This is a genomic window from Pseudomonas sp. NPDC086566 (assembly GCF_050280885.1).
Taxonomy (GTDB): domain Bacteria; phylum Pseudomonadota; class Gammaproteobacteria; order Pseudomonadales; family Pseudomonadaceae; genus Aquipseudomonas; species Aquipseudomonas vlassakiae.
The window spans coordinates 36,995-56,609 of record NZ_JBNNWD010000002.1; the positions used below are offsets into that span (position 1 = coordinate 36,995).

The 19,615-nt window shown below is 63.0% G+C and carries 19 protein-coding genes and 1 pseudogene; 10 read left to right on the forward strand and 10 right to left on the reverse strand.

Annotated elements, in window-relative coordinates; translation table 11 throughout:
• Positions 1 to 45: 45 nt before the first annotated feature.
• The 4 genes and pseudogenes from ACQKPS_RS04340 to ACQKPS_RS04355 all read right to left on the reverse strand — a co-directional run bounded on the left by ACQKPS_RS04340 (position 46) and on the right by ACQKPS_RS04355 (position 2,626).
• Positions 46 to 878 (reverse strand): annotated as a pseudogene (locus ACQKPS_RS04340) (endonuclease/exonuclease/phosphatase family protein).
• A 34-nt stretch (positions 879 to 912) separates the two neighbouring features.
• Positions 913 to 1,548, reverse strand: coding sequence for a thiol:disulfide interchange protein DsbA (gene dsbA / locus ACQKPS_RS04345; protein ID WP_283723539.1), 636 nt, complete (start codon positions 1,546 to 1,548; stop codon positions 913 to 915).
• Positions 1,549 to 1,701: 153 nt separating this feature from the next.
• Positions 1,702 to 2,319, reverse strand: a complete 618-nt coding sequence (locus ACQKPS_RS04350) for a c-type cytochrome (RefSeq protein ID WP_254482474.1) — start codon at positions 2,317 to 2,319, stop codon at positions 1,702 to 1,704.
• 31 nt (positions 2,320 to 2,350) lie between these two features.
• A complete protein-coding gene (locus tag ACQKPS_RS04355) occupies positions 2,351 to 2,626 on the reverse strand; it encodes a c-type cytochrome (RefSeq protein WP_254482473.1) in 276 nt (91 codons plus the stop codon).
• A gap of 220 nt (positions 2,627 to 2,846) precedes the next feature.
• Between ACQKPS_RS04355 and yihA the strand changes: the two genes are divergently transcribed.
• A complete protein-coding gene (gene yihA, locus ACQKPS_RS04360) occupies positions 2,847 to 3,479 on the forward strand; it encodes a ribosome biogenesis GTP-binding protein YihA/YsxC (RefSeq protein WP_054884364.1) in 633 nt (210 codons plus the stop codon).
• Positions 3,480 to 3,893: 414 nt separating this feature from the next.
• Here the strand turns inward: yihA and polA are convergent, their stop codons facing one another.
• Complete coding sequence (polA, locus tag ACQKPS_RS04365; RefSeq protein ID WP_427602930.1) at positions 3,894 to 6,641, reverse strand: DNA polymerase I; 2,748 nt, start codon at positions 6,639 to 6,641, stop codon at positions 3,894 to 3,896.
• A gap of 74 nt (positions 6,642 to 6,715) precedes the next feature.
• On the opposite strand from polA, the gene ACQKPS_RS04370 reads away from it, so the two are divergent.
• Positions 6,716 to 7,003: a DUF2782 domain-containing protein gene (locus ACQKPS_RS04370; RefSeq protein WP_027917186.1), complete on the forward strand. Its 288-nt coding sequence runs from the start codon at positions 6,716 to 6,718 to the stop codon at positions 7,001 to 7,003.
• A 71-nt stretch (positions 7,004 to 7,074) separates the two neighbouring features.
• Positions 7,075 to 8,025 carry a homoserine kinase gene (locus ACQKPS_RS04375; protein WP_254482471.1) on the forward strand — a complete coding sequence of 317 codons (951 nt, stop codon included), beginning with the start codon at positions 7,075 to 7,077 and terminating at the stop codon, positions 8,023 to 8,025.
• Between the two features lie 50 nt (positions 8,026 to 8,075).
• Here ACQKPS_RS04375 and ACQKPS_RS04380 read toward each other — a convergent pair whose 3' ends face one another.
• Complete coding sequence (locus ACQKPS_RS04380; RefSeq protein ID WP_254482470.1) at positions 8,076 to 9,032, reverse strand: zinc ABC transporter substrate-binding protein; 957 nt, start codon at positions 9,030 to 9,032, stop codon at positions 8,076 to 8,078.
• A gap of 18 nt (positions 9,033 to 9,050) precedes the next feature.
• Between ACQKPS_RS04380 and zur the strand changes: the two genes are divergently transcribed.
• From zur to ACQKPS_RS04400, 4 genes are all read left to right on the forward strand, one after another.
• Complete coding sequence (gene zur / locus ACQKPS_RS04385; protein ID WP_254482469.1) at positions 9,051 to 9,536, forward strand: zinc uptake transcriptional repressor Zur; 486 nt, start codon at positions 9,051 to 9,053, stop codon at positions 9,534 to 9,536.
• Positions 9,533 to 10,306 carry a zinc ABC transporter ATP-binding protein ZnuC gene (znuC, locus tag ACQKPS_RS04390; RefSeq protein ID WP_054884369.1) on the forward strand — a complete coding sequence of 258 codons (774 nt, stop codon included), beginning with the start codon at positions 9,533 to 9,535 and terminating at the stop codon, positions 10,304 to 10,306. The genes zur and znuC overlap by 4 nt, the downstream gene beginning before the upstream one ends.
• Complete coding sequence (gene znuB, locus ACQKPS_RS04395; protein ID WP_054884370.1) at positions 10,299 to 11,081, forward strand: zinc ABC transporter permease subunit ZnuB; 783 nt, start codon at positions 10,299 to 10,301, stop codon at positions 11,079 to 11,081. The genes znuC and znuB overlap by 8 nt, the downstream gene beginning before the upstream one ends.
• A 127-nt stretch (positions 11,082 to 11,208) precedes the next feature.
• The gene (locus tag ACQKPS_RS04400; RefSeq protein ID WP_254482468.1) at positions 11,209 to 11,916 is read left to right on the forward strand and encodes a PA5502 family lipoprotein; all 708 of its coding nucleotides are present in this window, start codon (positions 11,209 to 11,211) and stop codon (positions 11,914 to 11,916) included.
• Positions 11,917 to 12,026: 110 nt separating this feature from the next.
• On the opposite strand, the gene katE is transcribed toward ACQKPS_RS04400, so the two are convergent.
• Positions 12,027 to 14,156 carry a catalase HPII gene (gene katE, locus ACQKPS_RS04405; protein WP_427602935.1) on the reverse strand — a complete coding sequence of 710 codons (2,130 nt, stop codon included), beginning with the start codon at positions 14,154 to 14,156 and terminating at the stop codon, positions 12,027 to 12,029.
• Positions 14,157 to 14,389: 233 nt separating this feature from the next.
• Between katE and ACQKPS_RS04410 the strand changes: the two genes are divergently transcribed.
• The 3 genes from ACQKPS_RS04410 to ACQKPS_RS04420 all read left to right on the forward strand — a co-directional run bounded on the left by ACQKPS_RS04410 (position 14,390) and on the right by ACQKPS_RS04420 (position 16,906).
• Positions 14,390 to 15,397, forward strand: a complete 1,008-nt coding sequence (locus ACQKPS_RS04410; RefSeq protein WP_176508410.1) for a methionine ABC transporter ATP-binding protein — start codon at positions 14,390 to 14,392, stop codon at positions 15,395 to 15,397.
• Entirely contained in the window at positions 15,397 to 16,068 is a 672-nt protein-coding gene (locus ACQKPS_RS04415; protein WP_254482465.1) for a methionine ABC transporter permease, read from the forward strand. The genes ACQKPS_RS04410 and ACQKPS_RS04415 overlap by 1 nt, the downstream gene beginning before the upstream one ends.
• Before the next feature lie 64 nt (positions 16,069 to 16,132).
• Complete coding sequence (locus ACQKPS_RS04420) at positions 16,133 to 16,906, forward strand: MetQ/NlpA family ABC transporter substrate-binding protein (protein WP_254482464.1); 774 nt, start codon at positions 16,133 to 16,135, stop codon at positions 16,904 to 16,906.
• 121 nt (positions 16,907 to 17,027) lie between these two features.
• Here the strand turns inward: ACQKPS_RS04420 and ACQKPS_RS04425 are convergent, their stop codons facing one another.
• From ACQKPS_RS04425 to ACQKPS_RS04435, 3 genes are read right to left on the reverse strand one after another with little or no spacing between them, the layout of a single operon-like run.
• Positions 17,028 to 17,660: an SCO family protein gene (locus ACQKPS_RS04425; RefSeq protein WP_254482463.1), complete on the reverse strand. Its 633-nt coding sequence runs from the start codon at positions 17,658 to 17,660 to the stop codon at positions 17,028 to 17,030.
• A complete protein-coding gene (cyoE, locus tag ACQKPS_RS04430; RefSeq protein WP_254482462.1) occupies positions 17,657 to 18,550 on the reverse strand; it encodes a heme o synthase in 894 nt (297 codons plus the stop codon). The genes ACQKPS_RS04425 and cyoE overlap by 4 nt, the downstream gene beginning before the upstream one ends.
• Complete coding sequence (locus ACQKPS_RS04435) at positions 18,535 to 19,614, reverse strand: COX15/CtaA family protein (RefSeq protein ID WP_283723534.1); 1,080 nt, start codon at positions 19,612 to 19,614, stop codon at positions 18,535 to 18,537. Before ACQKPS_RS04435 ends, cyoE begins: the two co-directional genes overlap by 16 nt.
• Between the last annotated feature and the right edge of the window lies 1 nt (position 19,615).

Genomic DNA, 19,615 nt, shown 5'->3' on the forward strand with positions numbered 1-19,615 from the left:
GGCGCGCCCGGCAAACACTTGAGGGCTTGCCGCGCTTTTGCTGATCTAGCTCAAGACCGGCAGCGTATCCACAGCCAGTGCATCAGGCAATCGGATCTCTACCGCAACGGGAAGGTGATCGGAAATCGGCTGCGCCAGCACCTCGACCCGCTCCAGGGTCAGGCTCGAACTGAGCAGGATGTGGTCCAGGCAACGCTGCGGACGCCAGCTGGGGAAGGTGGCTTCTACCTGAGGTGCAATCAGGCCGAGATCGCGCAGTGGCGAATGCTCGAGCAGGTCGGTGGCGTGGGTGTTCATGTCCCCCATGAGCACCTGGTGGCGGTAGCCGCCAATCAGCTCACGGATGTAGCCCAATTGCAGGGCACGCGTCCTGGCGCCAAGGGCCAGGTGCATCATGACCACGATCAACGCATCCTCACCCTCGCCAAAACGCACCAGGATCGCACCTCGACCGGCCGGGCCGGGCAGCGGGTGATCTTCGAGGCATTGTGGCTTGAGGCGGCTGAGCACGCCATTGCTGTGCTGGGCAAAACGCCCGAGGTTGCGGTTGAGCTGTTGGTACCAATAAGGGAAGGCACCCAGTTGGGCCAGATGCTCCACCTGGTTGACGTAGCCTGAGCGCAGGCTGCCGCCATCGGCCTCCTGCAGGGCCACCAGGTCGAAGTCGTTGAGCAACTGGCCGATTTTCTGCAGGTTGCCGGCCCGCCCGGTGTGCGGCAGCAGGTGCTGCCAGCTACGGGTCAGGTAGTGGCGGTAGCGCTCGGTGCTGATACCGACCTGGATGTTGAAGCTGAGCAGCCGCAGACGACCATCCTCGGGCAGGCCTGGGGCCTGCAGGTGATGCTCGTTGACCTGCGGCTGGTGCAGGCCAATGCCACGCGCGGTTCTGAAGCGGCGCATGGGGTACGCCGCTTACTTAGCGGCGCGCTCCTTGGCGATCAGTTGGTCAGCCACATTCAGCACGCCTTCCGGCCCGCCAGCGGTGCCCAGGTCGAAGCGGTACTTGCCGTTGACCACCATGCTCGGTACACCGGTGATCTCGTACTTCTTCGCCAGTTCCTTGGCCTGGTTGACCTGGCCCTTGATGGCGAACGAGTTGAAGGTGGCGAGGAACTTGTCCTTGTCCACGCCCTGGGTGGCGAGGAAGTCGGCCATGTCTTTCGGGTCGGTCAGGCGCTTGCGCTGGTTCTGGATGGCATCGAAGACGGCTGCATGTACCTTGTGCTCGACGCCCATGGCTTCGAGGGTCAGGAACATCTGGCCGTGGGCGTCCCACGGGCCGCCGAACATCGCCGGTACACGCTTGAAGTTGACGTCCTTGGGCAGCTTGTCGACCCATGGGTTGATGGTCGGCTCGAAGTGATAGCAGTGAGGGCAGCCATACCAGAACAGCTCGACCACTTCGATCTTGCCTGGCTGGGATACCGGAACAGGGTTGCTCAGCTCGATGTACTCCTTGCCGGCAGTGGCAGGCTCTGCGGCCTGGACGGCAGTCATCCCGAAGACGCTGGCAGCGACCAGCGCGGCGCTGAGAATCAGTTTACGCATGCTTTACTCCTGAGCATTCATTGGTCGCCTCGACGCGACATGTGCTGTGACCGGTGGCGAAGGGCCCGAGTTCTGTAGTGTAACGGCTGCGGAAAGAAAAAAGGGCGGCCCGCGCCGCCCTTTCATCTTTAGCGTTGCAGCATTAACCGAATGTTAATGCAGGCCCTGAATGTAGCTGGCCAGCGCTTCGATCTCGTGGTTGCTCAGCTTGCCGGCGATGGTACGCATGGTCATCGCATCGCCGTCGTTGGTGCGGTTGCCTTCGCGGAAATCGGTGAGCTGCTTGGCCACGTACTGCGAATGCTGGCCGCCCAGGTGCGGGAAGCCGGCGAGGGCGATACCCGCGCCATTGGGCGAGTGGCAACCGGTACAGGCAGGCATGCCTTTTTCCAGGTTGCCGCCATTGAACAGCGCGCGGCCGCGTTCGACCAGCTTGGGATCGGCGGCACCCACGCTGCCTTTCTGGCTGGCGAACCAGGCGGCGATGTCGGCCAGGTCCTGGTCATTGAAATTGGCCAGCATGCCGGTCATTTCCAGCACGGTGCGCTTGCCCGACTTGATGTCGTGCAGTTGCTTTTCAAGGTAGCGCTGGCCCTGGCCAGCCAGTTTCGGGAAGTTCGGCGCCAGGCTGTTGCCGTCCGGGTTGTGGCAGGCACCACAGACGGCTGTCTTGGCCTGGCCAGCGGCGGCATCGCCTTTGATGGGTTCTGCAGCAGTGGCCGCACCTGCGACACCCAGGGTCAACAGCAGACTCACGACTAGTTTGTTCATCAGCTAATCCAACACGGCTAAGGGTGAAATGTTATGTATCGGGACTGCCGCTCATCCAAAGGATGACCAAACGGTAGTCCTCGGCACTGCAGTCCATGCACAATCCACGCGGCGGCATAGCCTTGAAACCCTGGGTAACATGCACCACCAGTTGCTCCATGCCTTGCACCAGCCTTGGCTCCCAAGCTGCCCGGTCACCCTTCTTGGGTGCCTGTGGCAACTGCCCGGCATGACAGGCCGCACACGTGCGGTTGTACAACGCCTCGGGATCCTGTGTAGCCTGTGCGCTGAAAAACGGCAGGAACATACCGACAGCTAGCAGCCATTTCGCCGAGCGAAACGACCTGACAGGGTTGGGGGACGCGCTGCGTTCTGATGCGCGAGCTATTGTTCGACACCCCATGCCCATTCCCCTTCGCTGGGAGAATGAGCACACAAAAACTGGGGCATTATATACTTCCGCCATCCAAACGGAAACGACACCGCTTGCCGGCCTAGGCTTTGGCAACACCCACATCGGATATCCCATGCAAGTCAAGAACCCCATCCTCGGCCTCTGCCAGAAAGCCAAATTCGCCCTCAGCGCTGCCAAGGTCGAACAATGCCCGGACGACCAGGGTTACGAGGTGGCTTTCGCCGGCCGTTCCAACGCCGGCAAATCCAGCGCCCTCAATACCCTGACTCATGCCAGCCTGGCGCGTACCTCGAAGACTCCAGGGCGCACCCAGCTGTTGAATTTCTTCAGTCTGGACGATGAACGGCGTTTGGTCGACCTGCCGGGCTACGGATATGCAAAAGTCCCGATTCCGCTCAAGCAGCACTGGCAAAAGCACCTGGAGGCCTATCTGGGCAGCCGTGATTGCCTGAAGGGCATCATCCTGATGATGGATGTGCGTCACCCGATGACCGACTTCGACAAGATGATGCTCGACTGGGCCAGAGCCAGCGGCATGCCGATGCATATCCTGCTCACCAAAGCCGACAAGCTCACCCACGGCGCAGGCAAGAACACCTTGCTCAAGGTGCAGTCGGAAATCCGCAAAGGCTGGGGCGACACGGCCACCATCCAATTGTTCTCGGCGCCCAAGCGCCTGGGCCTGGAAGAGGCCTACCGGGTGCTGGCCGACTGGATGGAACTGGAAGACAAGCCAGCAGTTTGATGGCAGTTCACTGGCCCTGTGGGAGCGGGCTTGCCCGCGAACCTGGGCGAAGCCCAGGGCAGGTACCGCGGCGGCTTCTTCGCGGGCAAGCCCGCTCCCACAGGGTTCTTCAGCAGCTTTGGTCAAATTCCGGGCAAAAAAAACCCCGGACTTCGTATGGGGAGGGGGAAGTTCGGGGTTCAAGTCCGGACCGCTAGGGCGGGGTCCAGGTATCTGCCAACACTTAACACAACATAGGAGCATCGAAAGGCTTCACCAGCCATTCAGTTACTCTGAGTTCCGCTTCACTGGTTTAGTTCCGGAGCCCTCAAAACTATTTGCGATAGTTTCATGAAACTGCCGAACTAATGGCATCGAGCCATGCCAGGATCCGCGTCGCTACGCCGCAGATCCTACACACCTTTCCCGGCTCAATCAGTGAGCTTCGTCCCAATTCGAACCAACACCTGCCTCGACCACCAGCGGGACATCCAGTTGCGCGGCGTTGCTCATGTGCGTGCGAATTTCATCCTTCACCTGCTCGACCAGGTCTTCACGCACCTCCAGCACCAGTTCGTCGTGCACCTGCAGGATCACCCGTGCGTCCAGGCCGCTGTCGCTCAGCCAGTTGTCGACGTTGACCATCGCACGCTTGATGATGTCGGCGGCGGTACCCTGCATCGGCGCGTTGATCGCCGTGCGCTCGGCGCCCTTGCGCAGGGCCGGGTTCTTGGCGTTGATGTCCGGGAGGTACAGGCGTCGGCCGAACAGGGTTTCAACGAAGCCTTGTTCGGCGGCCTGGGCGCGGGTGCGCTCCATGTAGGCCAGCACGCCCGGGTAACGGGCGAAGTAGCGGTCGATGTAGTCCTGCGACTGTTTGCGGTCGACGCCGATCTGCTTGGCCAGGCCAAACGCGCTCATGCCGTAGATCAGGCCGAAGTTGATGGCCTTGGCACTGCGCCGCTGGTCGTTGGTGACGTCTTCAAGCGCCACGCTGAACACTTCCGCCGCCGTCGCGCGGTGCACGTCGAGATCATTGCGGAAGGCATGCAGCAGGCCTTCATCCTTGGCCAGGTGAGCCATGATGCGCAGTTCGATCTGCGAATAGTCCGCCGCCAGCAGCTTGTAGCCAGGGCTGGCAACGAAGGCCTGACGAATGCGCCGGCCCTCGGCGGTGCGGATCGGGATGTTCTGCAGGTTCGGGTCGCTGGATGACAAGCGTCCGGTGGCGGCAACGGCCTGCTGGTAGGAGGTGTGGATACGCCCGGTGCGCGGGTTGATCTGCCCTGGCAGCTTGTCGGTATAGGTGCTCTTGAGCTTGCTGAGGCTGCGGTACTGCATCAGCACTTCAGGCAGCGGGTAGCCTTGCTCCGCCAGTTCGTCGAGTACCGCTTCGGCGGTGGAGGGCTGGCCCTTGGCGGTCTTGCTCAGTACCGGCATGCCCAGTTTGTCGTAGAGGATCGCACCCAGCTGCTTGGGCGAGCCAAGGTTGAATTCCTCGCCGGCCAGCGCGTAGGCGCGCTGCTCCAGCTCAGCCATCTTCACGCCCAGCTCGCCGCTCTGGACCTCCAACAGCGCGGCATCGACCAGCGCGCCCTGGCGCTCGATCCTGGCCAGCACCGGCACCAGCGGCATCTCGATGTCCATCAGCACCGGCTGCACGCTTGGCGTCTGCGCCAGGCGCGCTTGCAGTGCATGGTGCAGGCGCAGGGTGATATCGGCATCTTCGGCGGCGTAGGGGCCGGCCTTGTCCAGGTTGATCTGGTTGAAGGTCAGTTGCCTGGCGCCTTTGCCGGCGATGTCCTCGAAGGCAATGGTGGTGTGATCAAGGTACTTCAGTGCCAGGCTGTCCATGTCATGACGGGTGGCGGTGGAGTTGAGCACGTATGACTCAAGCATGGTGTCGTAGGCCACACCGCGCATCTCGATGGCTGGCGAGCTGTTGGCGAGGATGTTGATGTCGTACTTCGCGTTCTGCCCGACCTTGGCCTTGGCCGGGTCTTCCAGCAGGGGTTTCAGCGCCAGCAGCACAGCCTCGCGGTCCAGCTGGGCCGGGGCCCCTTCATAATCATGGGCCAGCGGTACATAGGCCGCTTCATGGGGCTCGACCGCGAACGACAGGCCAACCAGCTGCGCCTGCTGGGCGTCCAGGCTGGTGGTTTCGGTGTCGAAAGCGAACAGCGGCGCCTGGCGCAGCTTTTCCAGCCAGGCGTCGAAGCGGGCTTGATCGAGAATAGTCTCGTACTTGGGCTCGACCGTGGCCGTCGGCGCCTCGATCACGGCGACGGGTTCGCCGGTCTTGACCGCATCGCGCTGGACCTCGGCAATCCAGCTCTTGAACTCCATCTCGGTGTAAAGCGCCAGCAGCGCCTCGCGGTCAGGCTCGCCACAGACCAGCGCCTCGACCTCCACCTCCAGCGGCACATCGCACTTGATGGTGGCCAGCTCATAGGACAGGAATGCCGCGTCGCGATGCTCCTCGAGCTTGGCGGGCAGGGTCTTGGCACCGCGGATGGCCAGCGCCGGGACCTTGTCGAGGTTGGCATACAGGTCGCTGAGGCCGCCACCGATACCGGTCAGCAGGCCAACGGCGGTCTTTTCACCCACGCCTGGCACGCCGGGGATGTTGTCGACCTTGTCGCCCATCAGGGCGAGGAAGTCGATGATGTGCTCCGGGCCAACGCCGAACTTTTCGTGCACGCCGGCCACGTCAAGCACGCTGCCGGTCATGGTGTTGACCAGGGTCACGTGGCTGTCCACCAGTTGCGCCATGTCCTTGTCGCCGGTCGATATGATCACCGGGCGGCCCTGGGTCGCGCTGCTGCGGGCGAGGGTGCCGATCACGTCATCGGCCTCGACGCCTTCGACGCACAGCAATGGGTAGCCCAGCGCCCGGACGCTGGCGTGCAGCGGCTCGACCTGCACCCGCAGGTCGTCGGGCATGCTCGGGCGGTTGGCCTTGTACTCGGCGAACATGGCATCCCGAAAGGTTCCGCCCTTGGCGTCGAAGACAACGGCGAACAGGCTGTCGGGGTATTGCTTGCGCAGGCTCTTGAGCATGTTCAGCACACCCTTGACCGCGCCGGTCGGCATGCCCTTGGACGTGGTCAGCGGCGGCAGCGCATGGAAGGCGCGGTAGAGGTAGGAGGAACCGTCCACCAGGACGAGGGGCGCTTGGCTCATGAGCAGAATCAACCTTTTCGGCGGGTCCGGAGCTAGAATAGCCGGATCAATGACGACAAAGGGACTAGGTTATCATGCGTACACTCAATCGCCTGTTACTGCTCGGCCTGTTGGCAACCATGCCGGTCGTCACCCTGGCGGCGGAAGACGCCCCCTCGGCCGATCCCGAGGTGACCATTCGCACGGAAGGCGATAAAACCATCCAGGAATACCGGCAAAACGGCTTCCTGTATGCGATCAAGATCACGCCGAAAAACGGCAAGCCGTATTTCCTGGTACGCGCCGATGGCACCGATGCCAATTTCATTCGTTCCGACCAGCCGGACATGCTGATCCCGTCCTGGAAGATCTTCGAGTGGTAATCTGACGCGCGCACCGTTCACATCAACCCGGCACTTCCCGGCGGAAGTGCCCGTATGGGCTTTTTTTCATCATGTCAGTCTTCACCCCCGTGACCCGGCCTGAGCTGGAAACCTTTCTGGCACCGTACGCGCTGGGCCGTCTGCTCGACTTCCAGGGCATTGCCGCCGGTACCGAGAACAGCAACTTCTTCGTCAGCCTCGAACAGGGTGAGTTCGTCCTGACGCTGGTCGAGCGCGGCCCGGTCGAGGACATGCCGTTCTTCATTGAACTGCTGGACGTGCTGCACGGTGCCGACATGCCGGTGCCCTACGCCCTGCGTGACCGTGACGGCAATGCCCTGCGCGAACTCTGCGGCAAGCCGGCCTTGCTGCAGCCGCGGCTGTCGGGCAAGCACATCAAGGCACCGAACGCCCAGCACTGCGCCCAGGTGGGTGAATTGCTCGCGCACATTCACCTGGCGACCCGCGAACGCATCATCGAGCGCCGCACCGACCGCGGCCTGGACTGGATGCTGGCATCCGGTGCCGAGCTGCTGCCGCGCCTGAGCGCCGAACAGGCGGCACTGTTGCAGCCTGCGCTGGATGAGATCACCGCGCACAAGGCGCAAATCCTGGCCTTGCCTCGGGCCAACCTGCATGCTGACCTGTTCCGCGACAACGTGATGTTCGAAGGCACTCACCTGACCGGTGTGATCGACTTCTACAACGCCTGTTCCGGGCCGATGCTGTATGACATCGCCATCACCGTGAACGACTGGTGCCTGGATGAACACGGGGCAATCGATGTGCCGCGCGCCCAGGCACTGCTGGCGGCCTATGCGAAGTTGCGGCCGTTTACCGCTGCCGAAGCCGAGCTGTGGCCCGAGATGTTGCGGGTAGGCTGCGTGCGCTTCTGGCTGTCGCGCCTGATTGCGGCGGAATCGTTTGCCGGGATGGATGTGATGATCCACGACCCGAGCGAGTTCGAGGTGCGCCTGGCACAGCGCCAGCAGGTGGCTTTGCATCTGCCGTTCGCCCTCTAGTTCCTCATCTGCTTCTTCGCGGGCACGCCCGCGAAGAGGCCGGAACAGGCTTACAACTGCTCCAGGCAGCCTGCCAGGTCACCACCGAGCTTCTCGAGAAGGCGCTCGTAGCCCTTGGCATCCACCGGGTCATTGCCACCCAATGCATCCAGTTCCGCCAGACGCACCGGCAGCCCGGCCGTCAACGTCTCGGCCAGACGCGGCCGCAGCGGTGGCTCACTGAACACACAGGTCTTGCCCACTTCCTGCAGGCGCTTGCGCATCGCGGCTACGTGCTGCGCCCCGGGCTGCACCTCGGACGCCACACTGAACACCCCGGTATGCTGCAGGCCATAAGCCGACTCGAAGTAGTCGAACGCCTCGTGGAACACGAAATAGGGCTTGCCGGCGATCCCGGCTACTCGCGCCTTGATTCGCGCATCCAGGGCATCCAGGCGCTCGGTAAAGGCTTTCAGGTTGCTCTGGTAACGCGCCGCATTGGCCGGGTCGGCCGCCACCAGGTCAGCCGCCATTTTCGTTGCGATCACCCGGGCATTGACCGAAGAGAGCCACAGGTGCGCATCCAGGCTGCCGGGGCGGTGATCGTGGTCATGATCGTCCTGGTCCGCCTCTTCATGGGAATGGCTGTCTTCGCCAAAGTGGCGCAGCTTCATGCCTGGAAGCGACTGCACGGCCACTGCCGGCTTGCTGCGGCTGCCCAGTACCCGCGGCAGGAAGTTCTCCATGTCAGGGCCGATCCAGTACAGCAGGTCGGCGTCGCCGACCTTGCGCACGTCCGACGGGCGCAAGGCGTAGTGGTGTGGCGAAGCGCCCGGCGGCAGCAGCACGTCCGGGGTGCCCACACCCTCCTGCACGGCGGCGGCGATCTGCTGCAGGGGTTTGATGCTGGTCAGCACACGCACGTCGGCCTGCGCCGAACAGGCGATGAAAGCGACAAAAAGCACAAGGAATCGGGACACGATGAATACTCGACTCGTCAGAAACAGGTAACATAATAACGTCTCCATCCAGAACCGTCGCTGCCCATGTCCATCACGCCGCTGGCTCACCGTCCTCACGATCATTCCCATTGCGTGCACAGTGCATTGTCCGAAGCCGATGCCTTGTGCACCCGCCAGGGCCTGCGCCTGACCGCACTGCGTCGGCGTGTGCTTGAGCTGGTGTGGCAGAGCCACAAGCCGCTGGGCGCCTACGACATCCTCGCCGTGCTCAGCGAACAGGACGGCCGCCGCGCCGCACCACCCACCGTGTACCGCGCGCTGGACTTTTTGCTGGAAAATGGCCTGGTACACCGCATCGCATCGCTCAACGCCTTCATCGGCTGCAGCCATCCGGAGCACGCCCATCAGGGCCAGTTCCTGATCTGCCGTGGGTGCCACGTGGCTATCGAGCTGGAGCAGGACAGCATCAGCGACGCCATCATCCACAGCGCTAAGGCCGTGGGCTTCAGCGTCGAAACCCAGACGGTGGAAATCGTCGGCTTGTGCGCCAACTGCCGGAGCGCAGCATGAGCGACGCCCTGATCCGCCTCGAGCAGGTCGGTGTCAGCTTTGCCGGCGAGGCCGTGCTCGACAGCATCGACCTCTCGGTCGCACCCGGCCAGATCGTCACCCTGATCGGCCCTAACGGTGCCGGCAAGACTACACTGGTGCGCGCCGTCCTCGGCCTGCTCAAGCCGCACCGTGGCAAGGTCTGGCGCAAGCCGAAGCTGCGCATTGGCTACATGCCGCAAAAGATCCAGGTAGACGCCACGCTGCCGCTGTCGGTGCTGCGCTTCTTGCGCCTGGTGCCCGGAGTTGACCGCGCGGCTGCCTTGTCGGCCCTGCAGGAAGTGGGAGCCGAGCACGTCATCGATAGCCCGATCCAGACGATTTCCGGCGGTGAGATGCAGCGCGTGCTGCTCGCCCGGGCGCTGCTGCGCGAGCCGCAGTTGCTGGTGCTCGACGAGCCGGTGCAGGGGGTGGACGTGGTCGGCCAGACCGAGTTGTACAACCTGATCACCCGCCTGCGTGACCGCCACGGCTGCGGCGTATTGATGGTCTCCCATGACCTGCACCTGGTCATGAGCGCCACCGACCAGGTGGTCTGCCTGAACCGCCACGTGTGCTGCTCGGGCCACCCCGAGCAGGTCAGCAACGATCCCGCCTTTGTCGAACTGTTCGGCCAGAACGCCCCGAGCCTGGCTGTCTACCACCACCATCACGACCACAGCCATGACCTGCACGGTTCGGTCGTCACCCCTGGCACCCACGTTCACGGAGAGCACTGCAAGCATGGCTGATTTTCTTCTTTACGCCTTGCTTGCGGGTCTTGCCCTGGCAGTGGTAGCGGGCCCGCTTGGCTCGTTCGTGGTGTGGCGGCGCATGGCCTACTTCGGCGACACCCTGTCCCATGCCGCGCTGCTGGGCGTGGCCATGGGCTTCGTGCTGGATATCAGCCCGGCTTTGGCGGTGACAGTGGGCTGCCTGTTGCTGGCGATCCTGCTGGTGACCCTGCAGCAACGCCAGCCGCTGGCCTCCGACACCCTGCTCGGCATCCTCGCCCCCAGCACCCTGTCGCTGGGCCTAGTGGTGCTGAGTTTCATGCACGACGTACGCATCGACCTGATGGCCTACCTGTTCGGCGACCTGCTGGCCATCAGCACCACAGACCTGGCCTGGATCCTCGGCGGTAGCGCGCTGGTCCTGCTGCTGCTGGCCGCACTGTGGCGGCCGTTGCTGGCAATCACTGTCCACGAAGAACTGGCCATGGTCGAGGGCCTGCCGGTGGCTGGCCTGCGCATGGCGCTGATGCTGCTGATCGCCGTGGTCATTGCCGTGGCCATGAAGATCGTCGGCGTGCTGCTGATCACCTCGCTGCTGATCATTCCCGCTGCTGCGGCACAGCGTCACGCCCGCTCGCCAGAACAGATGGCGCTGGCCGCAACATTGATCGGCATAACCTCGGTGTGCGGTGGCCTGGCCATGTCCTGGTTCAAGGACACCCCGGCCGGGCCATCGATCGTGGTCTGCGCGGCGGTGCTATTCTTGCTGAGCCTGGCACTGCCAAAACGCTGAAAAACAGGGTGCACCCAGGTGCGCCCTGCAACCTTTTCGCGGGTAAAGGGTCTGTAAGACTTATTTTCGAGCGTGCGCACCTGGGTGTAGACTTGCTCGCTTTTTGCGCAAATAGAGAGCCGCAGGAATGAAGCCGTTCGCATCCCGTTATCTGCTTGTTGCCGCGTTTTCCCTGTTCCTGGCCGCGTGTTCCAGCGCGCCGGTCGAACAGGCCAATGCACCTGCCCAAGCCGACGCCTGGCAGCAGCTGCAACAGAGCATCACCAGCAACGAGCTGGCCACCGCCGAAGACCAGTTGGCAGCCCTGCAGGCGCAGTCACCGGATGACCCTCGCCTGGAGCAGAACCAGCGCCAGCTGGCCGAGGCCTACCTGAAACGCAGCCAGATCGTCCTGCAGAAGGGCGACGTCAACGCCGCCGCCACCGCGCTGGCCAGGGCCCGCGCGCTGATGCCGCAGGCTCCGGCCGTGACCGGTGGCGATGCCGTGGCCCAGGCCCGCAAGGCCGAGCTGGAGAAGGCCGAAGCAGCCTTGAAGGCTGCCGAGGCCAAGCCTCAGGCGCGGGTGATCGATCCCACAGCGCCGAGCACCGTCATTGCCCTGAAGACCACCGACATCAATGCGATGCGTCGCCAGCTCGACGAGATTGCCAAGGACGTGGTCAATTACCAGTGCGACGTGGTGTTCCAGGTACCGCGCACTCAGGATGCGCCCTGGCTGAAGAATCTGCTGGAGAAGCGCGTGCACAAGCTCGACAGTGATTTCCAGTTGAAGCAGAAGCATGAGATTCAGCGGTCGATGCCTGCCCAGGTGGTACTGGTCCCGCATCAGCGTTAAAGCCTTCGCGGCGGTTCGACGCTTCGACAATCCCGCTCCCACAGGGATTACACAGGCCTTAAAGGCGATGCAATACCTGTGGGAGCGGGTTCACCCGCGAAGAGGCCCTGTCAGGCCGGCACCGCCTCTGCGGCAGCCTCCCGCTCCCATACCCGATGCCCCTCAACGGCTTTGACAAAGGCATCCACGGACTTCTGCTCATCACCCAGCAACAGCCCCTTGTCCTCCTTGAGCCCCAGAGTGCTCAACAGATCCTTGGTCAACACCATCGCCTTCAGATGCTTGTAGCCCTCCAGCAGGAAGTGCTTCGCCAGCCCGCTTGATGCCAAGGCCTTGTCCACCCCCTTGGGTACCACAATCCCGTCGAACATGATCGACGGCATCCCCTCCATCGACGCATCCACTGCCAATGCCTTGCCATCCGCCGCCTTCACCGGTGCCGAAGTCGGCCCCAGCAGCAACGGCCGGGCACTCTTGGCTTCCAGCGCCTTGACCAGCTTGTCGACGCTTGTGCCGTCCACGCCATCGGCGACCAGCACCGCGATCTTGCGCCCCTTGATACCGACTACACCTGGATGGTTCATCTGGCTCAAGGCCGGCGACTTCGCCAGTTGGCTACCCTTGACCTGTACCGTACCGGCTTTAGGTGCCGGCAAGCCAAGGTTGGCAGCGACGGCGGCGGCCAGCTTGAGGTCGATGTTGGCCAGGATCTCATTCACCTGGCGCGCACGAATGTGCTCCCGCTCGACCTTGCCCAGCTCGAAGCTATAGGCCTTGATGATGTGCTGTTGCTCGGTCGGGCTCATGCTCTGGAAGAACAGCCGTGCCTGGGAGAAGTGATCGCCGAACGACTCGCTGCGCTGACGGATCTTGTGCGCGTCGATGCGCTCCTGATAACTCTCGAATCCCCCCTCCTGAGCCGCTGGAGGCGTTTCTTTCGGCCAGCCGCCGTCGATCGAATTAGGCTCATAGGAAGCCCGCCCTTTGTGCACCACGTGCTGATGCAGCGCATCGCGCTGGTTGTTGTGGTTCGGCGCAATGGGCTGGTTGATCGGGATCTGGTGGAAATTCGGTCCGCCAAGACGGCTGATCTGGGTATCGGTATAGGAAAACAACCGGCCCTGCAGCAACGGGTCATTGGTGAAGTCGATCCCCGGCACGATATGCCCTGGGCAGAAAGCGACCTGCTCCACCTCGGCGAAGAAGTTGTCCGGATTGCGGTTGAGCACCATCTTGCCCAGTGGCGTGACCGGCACCAGTTCTTCGGGAATGATCTTGGTCGGGTCGAGCAGGTCGAAGTCGAACTTGTGTTCATCGGCCTCCGGCACGATCTGCACGCCCAGTTCCCATTCGGGATAATCGCCTGTCTCGATGGCTTCCCACAGGTCCCGGCGCTGGAAGTCGGTGTCTTTGCCCGCAAGTTTCTGCGCCTCGTCCCACAACAGGGAGTGCACGCCCTGGCGTGGTTTCCAATGGAACTTGACGAAACTCGCCACACCGTCGGCGTTGATCAGGCGGAAGGTATGCACGCCAAAGCCTTCCATCATCCGCAGGCTGCGCGGGATGGCGCGATCGGACATGGCCCAGATGACCATGTGGGCGGATTCGGGCACCAGCGAAACGAAGTCCCAGAAGGTGTCGTGGGCCGAGCCACCGGTGGGGATTTCGTTATGCGGCTCGGGCTTCACCGCGTGGACGAAGTCCGGGAACTTGATGGCGTCCTGGATGAAGAAGACCGGCATGTTGTTACCCACCAGGTCGAAGTTGCCTTCATCGGTATAGAACTTCACAGCGAAACCGCGTACGTCGCGCACCGTGTCGCCGGAGCCGCGTGGGCCTTGCACCGTGGAGAAGCGCACGAACACCGGGGTGATTTTCTCAGGGTCCTGCAGGAAGCCAGCCTTGGTCAGCTCGGCATGATTGCCATAGCTCTGGAAATAGCCATGGGCGCCCGTGCCTCGGGCGTGCACGATACGCTCCGGGATGCGCTCGTGGTCGAAATGGGTGATCTTCTCGCGCATGATGAAGTCTTCAAGCAGCGAGGGGCCACGCGGCCCGGCCTTGAGCGTGTTCTGGTTATCGGCGATGCGCACACCCTGGTTGGTGCGCAGTGCCTGGCCGGTCGCATCGCTGCGATGTTCTTCCAGGGCCTGCAATTTGCGGTTGGTATTGGCACGATCAGGGGTGTCGGTTCCGGCGAGCTGGCTGTGTTTGGGTGAATCCGGTTTCTTGCTAGGCATCACGGCTCTCCATATCGGTCATCAGGCGCGCCCTGTCGGGCTTGTGCGGCTTGTCCAACTAGTGACCGAAGCGCTCTGTCGAGCGTTCAATCAGAATTACCGGTTGTCGCGATATGCCCGAAGGATTGGTGCATTACGAAATAAATGCTAAGAACAGCTATGGGAAAAGGCTAAAATGCGCGACCCCAGCTAACCGCTGACCCAAATTCCATGCGCCCCACAAGGTTCGCTACGTGATCGAGTTCCAACAGGTACACAAGACCTACCGCGTCGCCGGTAGGGAAATCCCCGCACTGAATCCGACCAGCCTGACCATCGAAGACGGCCAGGTGTTCGGCCTGATCGGCCATTCCGGCGCCGGCAAGAGCACCATGCTGCGCCTGATCAACCGCCTCGAAGAGCCTTCCGGCGGCACGATCATCGTCGACGGCGAGGACGTTACCGCGTTCAACGCCAGCCAGCTGCGCGGCTTCCGCCAGCAGGTCGGGATGATTTTCCAGCACTTCAACTTGCTGGCATCGAAGACTGTCGCCGACAACGTCGCGCTGCCGCTGACCCTGGCTGGCGAACTGTCGCGCAGCGAGATCGACAAGCGTGTCACCGAATTGCTGGCCCGTGTGGGCCTTGCGGACCACGCGAAGAAGTACCCAGCCCAGTTGTCCGGCGGCCAGAAGCAGCGCGTCGGTATCGCCCGCGCCCTGTCGACCAACCCGAAGATCCTGCTGTGCGACGAAGCCACCAGCGCCCTCGACCCACAGACTACCGCTTCGGTGTTGCAACTACTGGCCGAGATCAACCGTGAGCTGAAGCTGACCATCGTACTGATTACCCACGAAATGGACGTGATCCGCCGGGTCTGCGACCGCGTGGCAGTGATGGATGCCGGCCAGATCGTCGAGCAAGGCCCGGTAGCCGAGGTGTTCCTGCACCCGCAGCACCCGACCACCAAGCGCTTTGTCCAGGAAGACGAACAGGTCGACGAAGGCGAGCAGCGCGATGACTTCGCCCACGTGCCGGGCCGTATCGTGCGCCTGACCTTCCAGGGCGACGCCACCTACGCACCGCTGCTTGGCACCGTGGCCCGCGAAACCGGTGTCGACTACAGCATCCTCGCCGGGCGTATCGACCGCATCAAGGATGTCCCCTATGGCCAGCTCACCCTCGCCCTGATCGGCGGTGACATGGAAGCGGCGTTCGCCCGCTTCAAGGCAGCTGACGTACATATGGAGGTACTGCGTTGATGGACGCCCTCAACTTCTTCGCCAATGTCGACTGGGCCGAGATCTGGCTGGCCACCGTCGATACCCTGATCATGCTGTTCGGCTCGCTGTTCTTTACCGTGCTGCTCGGCCTGCCACTGGGCGTGCTGCTGTTCCTTTGCGGGCCGAAGCAGATGTTCGAGCAGAAGGGCGTGTATGCGCTGCTGTCGCTGGTGGTCAACATCCTGCGTTCGCTGCCGTTCATCATCCTGCTGATCGTGATGATCCCGTTCACCGTGCTGATCACCGGCACCTCGCTGGGCGTCGCCGGCGCCATCCCGCCGCTGGTGGTAGGCGCCACGCCGTTCTTCGCACGCCTGGTGGAAACCGCCCTGCGTGAAGTGGACCGCGGCATCATCGAGGCCACCCAGTCGATGGGCGCCACCACGCGCCAGATCATCACCAGCGCGCTGCTGCCGGAGGCCCGCCCGGGCATCTTCGCGGCGATTACCGTAACCGCCATCACGCTGGTGTCGTACACCGCCATGGCCGGTGTGGTCGGCGCTGGCGGCCTGGGCGACCTGGCCATCCGCTTCGGTTACCAGCGCTTCCAGACCGACGTGATGGTCGTGACCGTGGTGCTGTTGCTGGTGCTGGTCCAGGTCCTGCAAAGCGTGGGCGACAAACTGGTCGTGCATTTTTCCCGTAAGTAACCCCAATGGGGTCGGCCCGGCCGACCCGTTCGGGGGCCGTCGCGGCCCTCACAAGGAGTGATTCATGAAGAAGCTGCTTGCTGTTGTCGCCGCTGTCGCGGCCTTCTCGGCCAACGCCGCGGAAACCCTCACCGTCGCCGCCACCCCGGTGCCACACGCCGAGATCCTCAACTTCGTCAAACCTCAGCTGGCGAAAGAGGGCGTGGAGCTGAAGGTCAAGGAATTCACCGACTACATCCAGCCAAACGTGCAGGTTGCCGAAAAGCGCCTGGACGCCAACTTCTTCCAGCACCAGCCGTACCTGGATGAATTCAACAAAGCCAAGGGCACCCAGCTGGTGAGCGTTGCCGGCGTGCATATCGAGCCACTGGGCGTGTACTCGGCCAAGATCAAGAAGCTCGACGAACTGTCCTCCGGCGCCACCGTGGTCATTCCCAACGATGCCACCAACGGCGGCCGCGCCCTGCTGCTGCTGGACAAGGCCGGCGTGATCAAGCTGAAGGACAACACCAACATCCTGTCGACCGTGAAGGATGTGGCAGAAAACCCGAAGAGCGTGAAATTCCGTGAGCTGGAGGCGGCCACCATCCCGCGCGTGCTGACTCAGGTCGATATCGCCCTGATCAACACCAACTATGCGCTGGAAGCCAAGCTGAATCCGGAAAAAGACGCCCTGGCCATCGAAGGCAGCGACTCGCCTTACGTGAACATCCTGGTTGCCCGCCCGGACAACAAGGACTCGGACGCGATGAAGAAGCTGGCAGCAGCGCTGCACTCGCCTGAGGTGAAGCAGTTCATCAACGAGAAGTACAAGGGCGCTGTGGTTCCGGCGTTCTAAGTCTGACTACTTCGCTGGATTCTTCGCGGGGCAAGCCCGCTCCCACAGGTACCGCAGAAGCTTATGTCTTGTGCAGTCCTTGTGGGAGCGGGCTTGCCCCGCGAAGCTTTTCAGGGCCCACTCAATCGCGCTTCACAAGCCCAGGCAACTGCGCCACCAGCTTCTGGTTGTTGAACGGCGCACGAATGAACCCGCGCTGACGCCCATCCGGCCCGACGATCGCCAGGTTGCCGCTGTGATCCACGGTGTATCCCGGCTTGCTGGTATCCGCCGGAATAAACGGAATGCTCAACGCATTGGCCAGCTTCTGGGTATCTTCGATCGACCCCGCCACCCCGACGAAATCCTTGTCGAAATAACCCAGGTACTGCTTCAACTGGTTCGGTGTATCGCGGTTCGGGTCGACGCTCACCAGCACCACCTGCAGCCGGTCCACAGCCTCCTTGGGCAGCTCGCTCTTCACCTGGCGCAATTGGGCCAGGGTGGTCGGGCAGATGTCCGGGCAGTAGGTGTAGCCGAAGAACAGCAGCGACCATTTGCCTCTCAGCCCGTCCAGCTGCACCGGCTGGCCATCCTGGTTGGTCATGGTCACGTCGGCCACCGTGCGGCTTTGCGGCAGAAGGATGATGCCGGCGTCGATCAACTCGGTCGGGTTGAGCTGGCCCCGTTCACTAAGCACCTTGTTGACGGTCAGGCCCATGATCAGGGCGACCAAGGCAACGAGGATGAAGACGGTTTTCTGGGTTCGGGTCATAGATTCAGCAACAGGTAGTGGTCAACGAGCAACGCGATGAACAGCGCGAACAGGTAGCCGATAGAATACTTGAAGGTACCGATCGCCGCGTGCGGCCGGCTGCCACGGTACAACACCCAGGCCCAGTGCAGGAAGCGCAGGCCCAACGCCAGGGCACAGGCCAGGTACAACGGGCCACTCATGTGGATGGCAAACGGCAGCAGGCTCACCGCCAGCAAAATCAGGCTGTACAGCAGGATGTGCAGCTTGGTGTAACGCTCGCCGTGGGTGACCGGCAACATCGGGATATCGGCCTTGGCGTACTCTTCCTTGCGGTGGATGGCCAGTGCCCAGAAGTGCGGTGGCGTCCAGGCGAAGATGATCAGCACCAGCAGCAGCGGCTCTGCGCTGATATGGCCGCTCACCGCGACCCAGCCCAGCAGCGGCGGCGCGGCACCGGCCAGGCCGCCAATGACGATGTTCTGCGGCGTGGCACGCTTGAGAAAGCCGGTATAGAGCACCGCATAGCCTAGCAGGGAAGCCAGGGTCAGGCAGGCGGCGAGGGCATTGGTGAACACCAGCAGCAGGGCCATGCCGAGCAGGGCCAGGGCCAGGGCGAACAGCAAGGCCGGCAACGGCTCGACCCGCCCCTGGGCCAATGGGCGCTTGTGGGTCCGGGCCATCAGCGCGTCGATACGCCGGTCCACCACGTGGTTGACCACTGCCGCGCTGCCCGCGCACAGGGCGATACCCAGGTTGCCGAACAGCAATACACTCCAGCTGACCCCGGCACGGGTCGCCAGGAACATGCCCGCCAACGAAGTGACCAGTATCAGCACCACCACCTTGGGCTTGGTCAGCTCCAGGTAATCGCGCCAGCTGGCACGCCGTGCGCTCAGAAGCGTCGCCACGAATCGCTCCGCATGTAATGGGTGATGCTGAGCCCGGCTGCGGGTCGCAGGCGCCAGCCTTGCCCGGCGCCGACGCGGACCTTGTCGACCACGCGGATGCGGTAGTTCACCAGCACCATGCTCAGCAGCAGCAGCGCGCCGCCAGCGTTATGCGCGACGGCCACGGCCAGCGGCAGGTGGAACAGCACATTGCTGATGCCCAGGCCGACCTGCAGCGCCAGCACCAGCAATACCCATCGAGCCAGGCCGGTCAGGCCACAACGGTGCAGCTTCCAGCTGAGTACCAGCAGCACGCAGGTCACCAACAACGCACCCAGGCGATGGCTGATGTGAATGGCCGTGCGCGCATCGCTGTCCAGTTGGCCACCGAGGTAATTGGGGCCGACATGCTGGGTCAGGTGAAAACCGTTGCTGAAGTCCGCCGTCGGCCACCACTGGCCATGGCAAGTCGGCAGGTCAATGCAGGCGACCGCCGCGTAGTTGGAGCTGACCCAGCCGCCCAGGGCGATCTGGCCAATCACCACCAGCAGGGCCAACGCGGCTATCCGCCGTAGGCTGAGCGGCAACTTCGGCAAGGGCGCAAAGGCCCGCGACAGACGCAGGGACAACAGGAACAACAGGCTCAAGGTGGTAAACCCGCCCAGCAGATGCGCGGTAACCACTTGCGGCCACAGCTTGAGGGTGACGGTCCACATGCCAAACGCTGCCTGCGCCAGCACCACGCCCAGCAACAGCAGGGGCAGGCGATAAGGCTGGCCATCGCGGGCATGCCGGCGCAGCGCTTGCAGGGCAAGCAGGGCGATCACCACGGCGAGCGTGCCGGCAAAGTAGCGGTGGACCATCTCGGCCCAGCCCTTGGCCTCTTCCACGGGGTGGTCGGGAAAGTGCAGTTCGGCATGCGCCAGCTGCGCTTCGCTGTTGGGCACGCTGATGAAACCATAGCAGCCAGGCCAGTCGGGGCAGCCGAGCCCGGCGTGGGTCAGGCGGGTATAGGCACCGAGCAGGACGACCAGCAGTGCCAGCAGGGTGGCGAACACAGCAAGGCGGAATCCGGGTCTGGCCATG